Genomic DNA, 12,825 nt, shown 5'->3' with positions numbered 1-12,825 from the left:
CCTGCCCCTTCACGCGCTGATGACGCGGTTACGGCCTGCGTCCTTGGCGCGATACAGCGCATCGTCGGCGCGCTTGAGCACCAGCTCGCTGCGCTCACTACCGCGGAACGCCGCCAGGCCGATGGATAGGGTGATGGTCACGCGCTGGCCCTTGAAGTGGAACGGACAGGCTTCGACCGCCGCGCGCAGGGTTTCCACCAGGCGCACGGCGTCGGCCAGCGGCGTGGCAGGGATAAGCAGTACAAACTCCTCGCCACCAAAACGCGCCAGGAAATCCGTGGGCCGCAGGCGCTTGCGCAGTTCGTTGGCGATGATCTTCAGCACCTTGTCGCCTGCCAGGTGACCATAGCTGTCGTTGATCGACTTGAAATGGTCCAGGTCCAGCATCGCCAGCAGCAACTCGCTGCCGTCGGCTTCGCGCTGCACCACGGCCTGTTCCAGGCGCTCTGACCAGGCGGCGCGGTTGGCCAGCCCGGTCAGGGGGTCGATCAGGGCTTTCTGCCGCTGTTCTTCAAGGTGCTCGCGATACTCCAGCGCTTCACCCTCCATGCTCGCCACCCGCTCGGCCAGGCTCTGCAAGCGCGTGGCGATCTCCTGTTCGCGCTGGTCGCGTTGCTGCTGATGTGAGTCAATGGTGCCGATCAGCCCTTCCAGGCGCTGTTCCAGGACCTGCTTGAGGCTGGCCACGTCCGTGGCGCCCTGCACGCTGCTCTGCAGGCCACCCACCTGTTCGCGCAACTGGCTGTCCAGTGCACGCGCTGCCGAGGCGCTGTCGGCGTGGCCTTCGCTGGCGGCCTGCAGATGGCTCTGGAAAGTGTCCAGGCGCTCATTGAGCTGTTTGAGGTACAGCTCGAAGTCATGCTGGCCGCTGTCGTTGATCGCCAGCATCAGCGTGGCCAGATCGTCGAGGATCGGCAGCAACTCGTACCAGTTCAGCCCGTGTTCGAGCCGGTCGCGCATGGCCTCGGCCTGGGGGCGGTGACGCTCGGGCAATGTCAGGTCGTTGAGCAGGCCAAGCAGCGTGTCTTCGATATGCGCTGCCACCGAACTGTACGACGGCTCGGGGGAGGGTGGCAGAGCGTAAAGCAGCTCTTCCCCTGGCTCTTCGGGGTCGATGGCGGCGATGGCTTCAGCCATGACCGTAGGCAAGGGCAGGCTGTCGATGAATACCACCGGGGCGGCGATGGGCGCATGGACCGGCTCGGCCAGCAGGACCGGCGGCAGAAAAGCTTGAACCTGCCCCCCCTCAGGGGCTTGCAGGGTAGCCGCCACCGGCGGTGTGTGCAGTTCGGGTTCGGCTGTTCGCTCAGAAGGGGTCGGCGCAATTACCTCGACCGCGGCAGCATCAGCCTGGGCCACTTCCGGCTCTGCGGGGGCCGGCGGCTGGTCGACAGCCAACGCGGGGGCCACTTCTACCGGCGCAGCGGGTGACGGCTGCACGGATTGGTCCGTTTCCGCGGGTTCGGCGTCGGCTTCACGGCCACCGAACAGGCGTTGCAACAAGCCGGGGCGCTGCGCTTCGGCATGCGGCTCCAGGCCAGCCAGGGCCTGTTCCTGCAGGCCACTGAGTTCACTGAGCAGCAACGGAATCTCGCGCGCCTGGCTGGCGCGGTCCTCCAACTGCTTGGCGTATTTCTTCAGCGGCTTGCTGACTTCACGGGCCAGCGGCAACTTCTGCAATTGGTCCACCAATGCCGTCAGTGCCGTGCTTATCTGGGCCACACGCGTCTCGCGCCGCTGCTCGGAGTCGAGCACGGCTTTTTCCAGGCGCGGGATCAAGGCGGCAAGGCCGGCGTCCATGTCGTCGGTGCGCACCACTTCGCGCATCTCCTTCATGCAGGCATCCACTGCCTTGTCCGTGCCCTCGGCCGCCAGGGTGCTGCGCACCAACCCGCGACGCAGCAAATCCAGCCGCGCGTTCCAGCGGCGCTCCAGTTTTTCCTGCTGTTCAATACTCTTGAGGTACTTTTCTTTCCAGCGCTGGGCGTCGTCGGTCATGCCTGGGGTCTGCGAGGTGAGGGGCTGAGGGCCGGCAAGGAGTCGGCCACAAGGGAATCGGGCAAGCGGATCTCTACCGCCACGGGCAAGTGGTCGGAAATGGGCAGGTCCAGTACCTGAACGCGTTCAAGGGTCAGGCCCGGGCTGAGCAGAATGTGATCAAGGCAGCGCTGCGGCCGCCAGCTGGGAAACGTCGCTTCGGCCTGGGGCGCCAGCAGGCCCAGGTCGCGCAGCGGCGAATTCAACAGCAGGTCATTGGCATGGGTGTTCATGTCACCCATGAGGATCTGATGGCGGTAACCGCCGATCAGCTCGCGAATATAGGCCAGTTGCCGAGCACGGGTGCGGGTGCCCAGTGCCAGGTGCATCATCACCACCACCAGCGCGTCGGGCCCCTCGCCAAAACGCGCGAGGATGGCGCCGCGGCCGGCAGGCCCGGGCAAGGGGTGGTCTTCCAGGCTCCAGGGGCGCAGACGGCTGAGGATGCCATTGCTGTGCTGGGCCAGGCGGCCAAGGTTGCGGTTGAGTTGCTGGTACCAGTAGGGGAAGCTGCCCAGCTGGGCCAGGTGTTCCACCTGGTTGACGTAGCCGGAGCGCAGGCTGCCGCCGTCCACTTCCTGTAGGGCCACCAGGTCGAAGTCGGCCAACAGCTTGCCGATTTTCTGCAGGTTACCAGCCCGCCCCGTGTGCGGCAGCAGGTGCTGCCAGCTACGGGTCAGGTAATGGTGGTAGCGCCCGGTGCTGATGCCTACCTGGATATTGAAACTGAGCAGCCGCAGCCGGCCATCCTCGGGAAGGCCGCTGGTCTGCAAGTGATGCTCGTTGACCTGCGGGGCTCGCAGGCCTACGACACGTTCGGTTCTCCAGCGGCGCACGGGCTCACCTGAGGTTAGTTGGCAGCACTCTTGCCAGCTGCGCGTTCTTTGGCAATCAGTGCATCGGCCACTTTCAGCGTTTCTTCAGCGCCGCCAGCGGTGCCGAGGTCAAAACGGTACTTGCCGTTGACGATCATGGTCGGTACGCCTTGCACGCCGTAGGCGCGGGCCAGGTCCTTGTACTGCTTGACCTTGCCCTGCACGGCGAAGGAATTGTAGGTCTCGAGGAACTTGTCCTTGTCTACGCCCTGGGTGGCCACGAAGTCAGCCATGTCTTTCGGGTCGGTCAGACGCTTGCCCTGCTTCTGGATGGCATCGAACACGGCCGAGTGAACCTTGTGCTCCACGCCCATCATGTCCAGGGTGATGAACAGCTGACCATGCAGGTCCCACGGGCCGCCGAACATGGCAGGCACACGCACGAAGTGCACGTCGGCTGGCAACTTCTCGATCCATGGGTTGATGGTAGGCTCAAAGGCGTAGCAGTGAGGGCAGCCATACCAGAACATTTCGACGACTTCGATCTTGCCAGGCTGGGAAACCGGTACCGGGTTTTCCAGTACGACGTACTGCTTACCCGCTTCCAGCGGGGCGTCAGCGGCCTGGGCGGTGATGCCGAACAGCGTGGCAGCGACCAGAGCGGCGCCGAGGATCAGATTACGCATGCTTTACTCCTGAGCAAAAGGGGATCGCCTTGCGACGACGCGCGTTGAGACACGTCACCACAGGGTTCAGTTCGCTAGTGTAACGGCAGACTTCATGAAAAAGGGCGACCAACGCCGCCCATTTCATTTGTTTCATTTCAAGACGCGACAAGGGTGTCAGTGCAAGCCCTGCACATAGGAGGCGATGGCCTCGATGTCCTTGTTGCTGAGCTTGGCGGCGATGCTGCGCATGACCATGGTGTCGCCGTCGTTGGTGCGGTTGCCCTCGCGAAAGTCCGTGAGCTGCTTGGTCACGTACTGGGCATGCTGGCCGCCCAGGTGCGGAAAGCCTGCCATGGCATTGCCGGCGCCGTTGGGAGAGTGGCAGCCGGTGCAGGCTGGCATCCCGGCATCCAGCTTGCCACCGCGAAACAGGGCCTCGCCCCTGGCCACCACTTTATCGTCGGCGGCGCCTACACTGCCGTGCTGGCTATTGAAGTAGGCCGCGAGGTCAGCCAGGTCCTGGTCACTGAGGTTGGTCAGCAGGCCGGTCATTTCCGGCACCTGCCGTGCACCGGACTTGATGTCGTGCAATTGCTTGTTCAGGTAGCGCTCGCCCTGGCCCGCCAGTTTCGGGAAAATGGGCGCCATGCTGTTGCCGTCCGGGCCGTGGCAGGCCCCACAGACCGCTGCCTTGGCCTGCCCCGCAGCCGGGTCACCCGCCGCCTGGGCCATGCCTGTGATTCCTACTGTCAACAGCAGACTCACTATTATTCTTCTCATCAGCTAATCCAACTACGGCTAAGGGTGATAGATCTGTGCCGCAGGCTTGGGCCGCTCATCCAGGCGGATGACGGCTTTGTAGTCTTCAGCACTGCTGTCCGTGCACAATCCACGCGGCGGCATAGCCTTGAAACCCTGAGTTATATAAGTGACGCTAGCACCATGCAGGCATTTCGTCCTGGCGCTTGTCCCTTGGCCGGCACAAAACGCACACTGAATCTACGGCATTATATACTACCGACGTTGCCTCAACGGAAACGAACCGCATGCCAGGGCCCTTGCCCGGCGTCGCCCCACACCGGAAATCACATGCAAGTCAAAAACCCCATCCTCGGTCTGTGCCAACAGGCTACCTTCTCGCTCAGCGCCGCCAAGGTCGACCAGTGCCCCGACGATGAGGGCTTTGAAGTAGCCTTCGCCGGCCGCTCCAACGCCGGCAAGTCCAGCGCCCTGAATACCCTGACCCACGCCAGCCTGGCGCGCACATCCAAGACCCCGGGGCGCACGCAGCTGTTGAACTTCTTCCAGCTGGACGAAGACCGCCGCCTGGTGGACTTGCCCGGTTATGGCTACGCCAAGGTGCCGATCCCGCTCAAGCAGCACTGGCAGCGCCACCTTGAGGCTTACCTGGGCAGCCGCGAGAGCCTCAAGGGCTTGATCCTGATGATGGACATTCGCCACCCAATGACCGACTTCGACCAGTTGATGCTGGACTGGTCGGTAGCCAGCCATATGCCGATGCACATCCTGCTGACCAAGGCCGACAAGCTCACCTATGGCGCGGCGAAGAACACGCTGCTCAAGGTGCAGTCGGACATTCGCAAGGGTTGGGGCGAGTCGGTCAGCATTCAGCTGTTCTCGGCGCCCAAGCGTCTGGGCCTGGAAGAAGCCTATGCCGTACTGGCACGCTGGATGGAGTTGCCGGACAAGCCGGACGCCTGAAGCAATCGTGCAGGACCGGGCGAAATTCGGTCCTGCAAGGCACGGCATAAGGGCCGGTGCTGAATTTCAGGCAAAAAAAACCCCGGACTTCGTATGGGGAGGGGGAAGTTCGGGGTTCAAGTCCGGACCGCTAGGGCGGGGTCCAGATATCTGCCAACACTTAACACAACATAGGAGCATCGAACGGCTTCACCAGCCATTCAGGTACTCTGAGTCGTGGTTGACGGGTTTAGTTCCCCTGCCCTTGAAACTAATTCTGCTAACCAGGCGCAGCTTAGTCATTAAGCTGCCGAATCCGTACCTGTGACGCGGCGCAAAACCGCGCCACAGATAGCGCGCATCGGCAGATGTCAGTGCGCCTCATCCCAGTTGTTGCCCACGCCCACTTCCACCAGCAGCGGCACATCCAGCTCGGCCGCGCTGCTCATGTGCGGGCGGATCTGCTGGCTGACCTGTTCGACCAGGTCTTCGCGCACTTCCAGTACCAGTTCGTCGTGTACCTGCAGGATGACCCGGGCGTCGATGCCCGACTCGGTCAGCCAGCCGTCCACCGCCACCATGGCGCGCTTGATGATATCGGCCGCCGTGCCCTGCATGGGCGCGTTGATCGCAGTACGTTCGGCGCCCTTGCGCAGGGCCGGGTTCTTGGCGTTGATGTCGGCCAGGTACAGGCGACGGCCGAACAGCGTTTCGACATACCCTTGCTCGGCCGCCTGGGCGCGGGTGCGCTCCATATAGGCCAGCACGCCAGGATAGCGGGCAAAGTAGCGGTCGATGTATTCCCGGGCCTGCTTGTTGTCCACGCCGATCTGTTTGGCCAGGCCGAACGCGCTCATGCCGTAGATGAGGCCGAAGTTGATGGCCTTGGCGCTGCGACGCTGGTCGGTGGTGACCTGGTCAAGCTCCACGCCGAACACTTCGGCGGCGGTGGCGCGGTGCACGTCGAGGTTGTTCTGGAAGGCATGCAGCAAACCTTCATCCTTGGCCAGGTGGGCCATGATGCGCAACTCGATCTGCGAATAGTCCGCGGCCAGCAGTTTGTAGCCCTTGGGGGCGACGAAGGCTTGGCGGATACGCCGGCCCTCGGCAGTACGGATGGGAATGTTCTGCAGGTTCGGGTCGCTGGACGACAGGCGCCCGGTGGCCGCCACCGCCTGGTGGTAGGAGGTGTGGATGCGGCCCGTGCGGGGGTTGATCTGCTCCGGCAAACGGTCGGTGTAGGTACTTTTCAGCTTGCTCAGGGAGCGGTACTGCATCAGCACCTTGGGCAGCGGGAAATCTTGCTCGGCCAGTTCGGCCAGCACGGCTTCGGCGGTGGATGCCTGGCCCTTGGCGGTCTTGTTGAGAACCGGCATGCCCAGTTTGTCGTAGAGGATCACCCCCAGTTGCTTGGGCGAGCCAAGGTTGAACTCCTCGCCAGCGATTTCGTACGCCTGGCGCTCCAGTTCGGCGAGTTTGTCGCCCAGCTCGCCGCTCTGCACGCCCAGCAGGTCAGCGTCGACCAGTGCGCCCTGGCGCTCGATCTTGGCCAGCACCGGCACCAGGGGCATTTCGATCTCATCCACCACGCTGATCAGGCTTGGCGCAGCTGCCAGTTTGGCCTGGAACAACTGGTGCAGGCGCAGGGTGACGTCAGCGTCTTCCGCCGCGTAAGGGCCTGCCTGCTCCAGGGGAATCTGGTCGAAGGTGAGCTGCTTGGCGCCCTTGCCTGCGATCTGTTCGAAGGTAATGGTGCTGTGGCCCAGGTATTTGGCCGACAGGCTGTCCATGTCATGACGGGTGGCCGTGGAGTCCAGCACATAGGATTCGAGCATGGTGTCGAACTTCACCCCACGCACGGTGATGCCCTGGGCGAGGTCGCCGCCGATGGCGCAGTTGGCCAGGATGTTGATGTCGTACTTGGCGTTCTGGCCGACCTTGGCCTTGGCCGGGTCTTCCAGCAACGGCTTGAGGGCCAGCAGCACGGTGTCACGATCCAACTGCGCAGGGGCGCCCATGTACGAATGGGTCAGCGGCAGGTAGGCCGCTTCATGGGGCTCGACGGCGAACGACAGGCCTACCAGTTGCGCTTTCTGCGCATCCAGGCCAGTGGTCTCGGTGTCGAAGGCGAACAGCTCGGCCTTGGCCAGCTTCTCCAGCCAATGGTCGAACCGCGCCTGGTCCAGGATGGTTTCGTAGCGGGTCTCGACGGCGGCCACCGGCGCCGCCTCGGGCACCACTTCCTGCCCTGCGCGCTTGGCGTCGCGCTGCACTTCATCGATCCAGCTCTTGAACTCCAGTTCGGTGTACAGCTCGACCAGCGCTTCGCGGTCAGGCTCACCGCACATCAGAGCCTCGACTTCCACCTCCAGCGGCACGTCGACCTTGATGGTCGCCAGTTGGTACGACAGGAACGCCATGTCCTTGTGCTCTTCGAGCTTGGCGGGCAGGTTCTTGGCGCCGCGAATTGGCAAGGCCGGGACCTTGTCGAGGTTCTCGTACAACTCCTTCAGGCCACCGCCGATACCCACCAGCAGGCCGACGGCGGTCTTTTCACCAACGCCGGGAACGCCGGGGATGTTGTCTACCTTGTCGCCCATCAACGCCAGGTAGTCGATGATGTGCTCGGGCCCGACGCCGAACTTCTCCTTCACGCCTTCGATGTCCATGACACTGCCGGTCATGGTGTTCACCAGGGTAACGTGGCCGTCGACCAGCTGGGCCATGTCCTTGTCACCGGTGGAGATGATCACCGGGCGGTCCGCCGCGGCACTGCTGCGGGCCAGGGTACCGATGACATCGTCAGCCTCGACGTTGTCCACGCACAGCAGCGGGTAACCCAGGGCGCGTACGCTGGCGTGCAGCGGTTCTACCTGCACGCGCAGGTCGTCGGGCATGCTGGGACGGTTGGCCTTGTAATCGGCGAACATCTCGTCGCGGAACGTACCGCCCTTGGCATCGAAAACAACCGCGAAGGGGCTGTCGGGGTACTGTTTGCGCAGGCTTTTGAGCATGTTCAACACGCCCTTCACCGCGCCGGTCGGCATCCCCCGCGAGGTGGTCAGCGGCGGCAGCGCATGAAACGCCCGGTACAGGTAGGAGGAACCGTCCACGAGGACGAGAGGAGCTTTGCTCATGAGCAGAATCAACCTTTTCGGCGGGTCCGGCGCTAGAATGTCCGGAACATTGACGACAAAGGGACAAGGTTATCATGCGCACCGCAAAACGCTTGTTGCTGGCCAGCCTGCTGGTTGCCTGTCCGATGGCCGTGATGGCCGCGGACGATGCACCCACGGGCGATCCGGATGTCACCATTCGCCAGGAGGGCGACAAAACGATTCAGGAATACCGGCAAAATGGCTTCCTGTATGCGATCAAGGTCACCCCGAAGCACGGCAAGCCGTACTTTCTGGTTCGCGCCGACGGCACCGATGCCAACTACATTCGGTCCGATCAGCCGGACATGCTGATACCGGCATGGAAGATCTTCGAATGGAAATGACTCAACCTTAACTTCAACCGGGCACCTCCTCCGCGAGGTGCCAGTATGGGCAACTCTTCATGTCAGTGTTTACACCCCTGTCGCGGCCTGAGCTTGAAACCTTTCTCGCACCCTATGGCCTGGGCCGCCTGCGCGATTTCCAGGGAATTGCCGCGGGAACCGAGAACAGCAATTTCTTCATCAGCCTGGAACAGGGCGAGTTTGTCCTGACACTGGTAGAGCGCGGTCCCATTCAGGACCTGCCGTACTTCGTCGAACTGCTGGACGTGCTGCACGAAGCCAACCTGCCGGTACCGTACGCCCTGCGTGCCAGCGACGGCGTGGCCCTGCGCGAACTGGCAGGCAAGCCGGCGCTGCTGCAACCGCGGCTGCCGGGCAAGCACGTCAAGGAACCCAACAACCAGCATTGCGTGCAGATGGGCGAGTTGATCAGCCACATTCACCTGGCTACTCGCGACCATGTGCTGGAGCGCAAGACCGACCGTGGCCTGGACTGGATGCTGGAAGAAGGCGAACGTCAGATCGGCCAGCTCGGCAGCGAAGCCGCCGCGCTGCTGCGCGCCGCCCTGGACGAGATCAGCGCCCACAAGGCCCAGATCCTGGCCTTGCCGCGAGCTAACCTGCACGCCGACCTGTTCCGCGACAACGCCATGTTCGAAGGCACCCACCTGACCGGCGTGATCGACTTCTACAACGCCTGCTCGGGCCCGATGCTGTACGACCTGGCCATCAGCCTGAACGACTGGTGCTCGGACGAAGCGGGCGCCCTGGATGCACCGCGGGCGCGGGCGATGCTGGGGGCCTACGCGGGGCTGCGGCCTTTCACCGCGGCCGAGGCCGAGCTGTGGCCGGTGATGTTACGTGTGGCGTGCGTACGCTTCTGGCTGTCTCGACTGGTGGCTGCCCAGGCATTCGCCGGCCTGGACGTGCTGATTCACGACCCGGCCGAGTTCGAACGGCGCCTGGCATTGCGCCAGAAAGTCAGCGTGGCGCTGCCGTTCGCGTTGTAATAACTCGCAGACCAGGCGGCGCCAGGTTTGGCTCAGAGCTGTTCCAGGCAGCCCGCCAGGTCGCTGCCCAGCTTTTCCAGCAACTGCTCGTAACCTTGCGGCGTGGCGTCGGCGAAACCGCCCAGGCCGTCCAGTTCGGCCAGGCGCACGGGCAGGCCTGCCGTCAGGGTTTCGGCCAGGCGTGGGCGGGCAGGGGGTTCACTGAACACGCAAGACTTGCCGGCTTCCTGCAGGCGGGCGCGCATGGCGGCCACGTGCTGGGCACCCGGCTGCACTTCGGCGGCGACGCTGAATACCCCAGCGTGCTTCACGCCGAACTCATCCTCGAAGTAATCAAAGCCCTCGTGGAAAACGAAGAACGGTTTGCCGGCGACACCCGCCAGGCGCGTCTTCAGGCGCGCGTCCAGCGCATCCAGGCGGCCATCGAACGCCTTCAGGTTGCTGGCGTAGCGTGCTGCATTGGCCGGGTCGGCCTGGGCCAGGTCGGCCGCCATGCGCGCGGCAATCACCCGAGCATTGAAGCTGGACAGCCACAAGTGCGAATCCAGACTGCCAGGGCGGTGGTCGTGGTCGTGCTCATCCGGGTCGGCCTCTTCGTGGGACTGACTGTCGGCGGTGAAGTGGCGCAGCTTGAGGCCGGCCATGTCCTGGATGGTCACGGTCGGCTTGGTGCGGGTTTTTACCACTTTGGGCAAGAAGCCTTCCATGTCCGGGCCGATCCAGTACAACAGGTCGGCGTCGGCCACGCGGCGCACGTCCGAAGGCCGCAACGCGTAATGATGCGGCGACGCGCCCGGGGGCAGCAGCACTTCGGGGCTGCCCACGCCGTCCTGCACGGCTGCGGCAATCAGTTGCAGGGGCTTGATGCTGGTAAGCACGCGAACCTCGGCCTGAGCGGCCGGCATCACGACGGCGGCAAGGCAAAAAGCGACAAAATGAGCAAATTTCCGGGACACAATGACCACTCGACTCGGTGAGAACAGGTAATATAATAACGTCTCTTACTGATATCGTCGTCGCTCATGCCCACTACTCCGCTGGCCAACCGCCCCCACGACCACTCCCACTGCGTACACAGCGCCTTGTCGGAAGCCGATGCCCTGTGCGCTCGCATGGGCCTGCGCCTGACGGCCCTGCGCCGCCGCGTGCTGGAACTGGTGTGGCAGAGCCACAAGCCACTGGGCGCCTACGACATCCTGGCCGTGCTCAGCGACCAGGACGGCCGCCGCGCCGCACCGCCCACGGTCTACCGCGCGCTGGACTTCCTGCTGGAAAACGGCTTGGTCCACCGCATCGCTTCGCTGAACGCCTTCATCGGCTGCAACCACCCCGAGCACGCCCACCAGGGCCAGTTCCTGATCTGCCGCGAATGCCATGTGGCCCTGGAGCTGGAGCAACCTGCCATCAGCCAGGCCATCATCCAGAGCGCCGCCGACGTGGGCTTCAAGGTCGAAGGCCAGACGGTGGAAGTGGTCGGCCTGTGCTCGGCCTGCCAGGCCGCCTGATGAGCGATGCGCTGATCCGCCTTGACCAGGTGGCGGTTACCTTCGCCGGCCAGAACATACTGGATAATATCCAGCTCAGTGTGCGCAGCGGCGAAATCGTCACCCTGATCGGCCCCAACGGCGCGGGCAAGACCACGCTGGTGCGCACGGTACTGGGCTTGCTCAAGCCTGACAGCGGCCTGGTGTGGCGCAAGCCCAAGCTGCGCATTGGCTACATGCCGCAAAAGCTGCATGTAGACCCTACCCTGCCGCTGTCGGTACTGCGGTTTCTGCGCCTGGTGCCCGGCGTGGACCGTCGCCGGGCATTGGCGGCGCTGGCCGAAGTAGGTGCCGAACAGGTGATCGACAGCCCGGTACAAACCATTTCGGGCGGCGAAATGCAACGCGTGCTGCTGGCCCGCGCACTGCTGCGTGAACCCCAGCTGCTGGTGCTGGATGAACCGGTACAGGGCGTTGACGTGGCCGGCCAGGCTGAACTCTATGCCCTTATCACCCGCCTGCGCGACCGCCACGGCTGTGGCGTACTGATGGTTTCCCACGACCTGCACCTGGTGATGAGCACCACCGACCAGGTGGTGTGCCTGAACCGCCATGTGTGCTGCTCCGGCCACCCCGAGCAGGTCAGTGGCGACCCGGCGTTCGTCGAGCTGTTCGGCGACCATGCGCCAAGTTTGGCGGTTTACCACCATCACCACGACCATGCCCACGACCTGCATGGCGAAGTGGTTACCGACGCTGACGAACACACCCACACCCCCCACGTACATGGAGACGGCTGCAAGCATGGCTGATTTTCTGCTTTACGCCTTGCTCGCCGGCTTGTCCCTGGCGGTGGTCGCCGGCCCGCTGGGCTCCTTCGTGGTGTGGCGGCGCATGGCTTATTTTGGCGACACCTTGTCCCACGCCGCCTTGCTGGGCGTGGCGCTGGGCTTCGTGCTCGACGTCAGCCCGGCGCTGGCGGTAACCGTTGGCTGCCTGCTGCTGGCGATCCTACTGGTCACCCTGCAGCAGCGCCAGCCGTTGGCGTCGGACACCCTGCTGGGCATCCTCGCGCCCAGCACGCTGTCGCTGGGCCTGGTGGTACTGAGCTTCATGCACGACGTGCGCATCGACCTGATGAGCTACCTGTTTGGCGACCTGCTGGCCATCAGCCCCACCGACCTTGCCTGGATACTGGGTGGCAGTGCAGCGGTGATGGCCCTGGTGCTTGCCTTGTGGCGGCCTTTGCTGGCGGTCACCGTGCACGAGGAGCTGGCGCGGGTCGAAGGCTTGCCCGTGGCGGGCCTGCGCATGACCCTGATGCTGCTGATTGCCATCGTCATTGCCGTGGCGATGAAAATCGTCGGGGTGCTGCTGATCACCTCGTTGCTGATCATCCCCGCCGCCGCGGCCCAACGCCACGCCAAATCCCCGGAGCAAATGGCCCTTGGCGCCAGTATTCTGGGGGTTGTCGCAGTGTGCGGTGGCTTGGCGCTGTCCTGGTTCAAGGACACACCGGCCGGGCCATCGATCGTCGTCTGCGCCGCTACACTGTTCCTATTGAGCTTCGCGCTACCCCGCCGTTGACGGTGGTGATCTGTCACAGGT

12 protein-coding genes and 1 pseudogene are annotated in these 12,825 nt (G+C 63.8%); 6 read left to right on the top strand and 7 right to left on the bottom strand.

The window, feature by feature from the left end:
• Nucleotides 1-9 precede the first annotated feature (9 nt).
• From HWQ56_RS00440 to HWQ56_RS29325, 5 genes and pseudogenes are all read right to left on the bottom strand, one after another.
• Complete coding sequence (locus HWQ56_RS00440; RefSeq protein ID WP_176569512.1) at nucleotides 10-1,998, bottom strand: GGDEF domain-containing protein; 1,989 nt, start codon at nucleotides 1,996-1,998, stop codon at nucleotides 10-12.
• Nucleotides 1,995-2,873, bottom strand: a complete 879-nt coding sequence (locus tag HWQ56_RS00435) for an endonuclease/exonuclease/phosphatase family protein (protein WP_158153086.1) — start codon at nucleotides 2,871-2,873, stop codon at nucleotides 1,995-1,997. The genes HWQ56_RS00440 and HWQ56_RS00435 overlap by 4 nt, the downstream gene beginning before the upstream one ends.
• 14 nt (nucleotides 2,874-2,887) lie before the next feature.
• Nucleotides 2,888-3,538 carry a thiol:disulfide interchange protein DsbA/DsbL gene (locus HWQ56_RS00430; protein ID WP_176569511.1) on the bottom strand — a complete coding sequence of 217 codons (651 nt, stop codon included), beginning with the start codon at nucleotides 3,536-3,538 and terminating at the stop codon, nucleotides 2,888-2,890.
• Nucleotides 3,539-3,694: 156 nt separating this feature from the next.
• Nucleotides 3,695-4,300, bottom strand: a complete 606-nt coding sequence (locus tag HWQ56_RS00425; protein ID WP_176569510.1) for a c-type cytochrome — start codon at nucleotides 4,298-4,300, stop codon at nucleotides 3,695-3,697.
• Between the two features lie 18 nt (nucleotides 4,301-4,318).
• Nucleotides 4,319-4,453, bottom strand: a pseudogene (locus HWQ56_RS29325) (hypothetical protein); the annotation flags it as partial.
• 156 nt (nucleotides 4,454-4,609) lie between these two features.
• Between HWQ56_RS29325 and yihA the strand changes: the two are divergent.
• Nucleotides 4,610-5,242, top strand: coding sequence for a ribosome biogenesis GTP-binding protein YihA/YsxC (gene yihA, locus HWQ56_RS00420; RefSeq protein ID WP_158153083.1), 633 nt, complete (start codon nucleotides 4,610-4,612; stop codon nucleotides 5,240-5,242).
• 350 nt (nucleotides 5,243-5,592) lie between these two features.
• On the opposite strand, the gene polA is transcribed toward yihA, so the two are convergent.
• Nucleotides 5,593-8,358, bottom strand: a complete 2,766-nt coding sequence (gene polA / locus HWQ56_RS00415) for a DNA polymerase I (RefSeq protein WP_176569509.1) — start codon at nucleotides 8,356-8,358, stop codon at nucleotides 5,593-5,595.
• Between the two features lie 74 nt (nucleotides 8,359-8,432).
• On the opposite strand from polA, the gene HWQ56_RS00410 reads away from it, so the two are divergent.
• Both HWQ56_RS00410 and HWQ56_RS00405 read left to right on the top strand, forming a co-directional pair.
• A complete protein-coding gene (locus tag HWQ56_RS00410) occupies nucleotides 8,433-8,723 on the top strand; it encodes a DUF2782 domain-containing protein (RefSeq protein ID WP_158153081.1) in 291 nt (96 codons plus the stop codon).
• Nucleotides 8,724-8,782: 59 nt separating this feature from the next.
• Nucleotides 8,783-9,733, top strand: coding sequence for a homoserine kinase (locus HWQ56_RS00405; RefSeq protein WP_158153080.1), 951 nt, complete (start codon nucleotides 8,783-8,785; stop codon nucleotides 9,731-9,733).
• Between the two features lie 32 nt (nucleotides 9,734-9,765).
• Here the strand turns inward: HWQ56_RS00405 and HWQ56_RS00400 are convergent, their stop codons facing one another.
• Nucleotides 9,766-10,698, bottom strand: a complete 933-nt coding sequence (locus tag HWQ56_RS00400) for a zinc ABC transporter substrate-binding protein (RefSeq protein WP_158153079.1) — start codon at nucleotides 10,696-10,698, stop codon at nucleotides 9,766-9,768.
• A gap of 57 nt (nucleotides 10,699-10,755) precedes the next feature.
• On the opposite strand from HWQ56_RS00400, the gene zur reads away from it, so the two are divergent.
• Genes zur through znuB form a run of 3 tightly spaced genes read left to right on the top strand, consistent with a single transcriptional unit; the run spans nucleotide 10,756 to nucleotide 12,804 of the window.
• Nucleotides 10,756-11,238, top strand: a complete 483-nt coding sequence (zur, locus tag HWQ56_RS00395) for a zinc uptake transcriptional repressor Zur (RefSeq protein ID WP_158153078.1) — start codon at nucleotides 10,756-10,758, stop codon at nucleotides 11,236-11,238.
• A complete protein-coding gene (gene znuC, locus HWQ56_RS00390) occupies nucleotides 11,238-12,029 on the top strand; it encodes a zinc ABC transporter ATP-binding protein ZnuC (protein WP_158153077.1) in 792 nt (263 codons plus the stop codon). The genes zur and znuC overlap by 1 nt, the downstream gene beginning before the upstream one ends.
• Complete coding sequence (gene znuB / locus HWQ56_RS00385) at nucleotides 12,022-12,804, top strand: zinc ABC transporter permease subunit ZnuB (protein ID WP_158153076.1); 783 nt, start codon at nucleotides 12,022-12,024, stop codon at nucleotides 12,802-12,804. Before znuC ends, znuB begins: the two co-directional genes overlap by 8 nt.
• Nucleotides 12,805-12,825: the final 21 nt, after the last annotated feature.

Origin of the sequence: Pseudomonas eucalypticola (assembly GCF_013374995.1) — a bacterium.
Classification (GTDB): Bacteria; Pseudomonadota; Gammaproteobacteria; order Pseudomonadales; family Pseudomonadaceae; genus Aquipseudomonas; species Aquipseudomonas eucalypticola.
The sequence above is the reverse complement of the archived record's forward strand: the minus strand, read 5'-3'. Positions and strand labels throughout refer to the sequence as shown.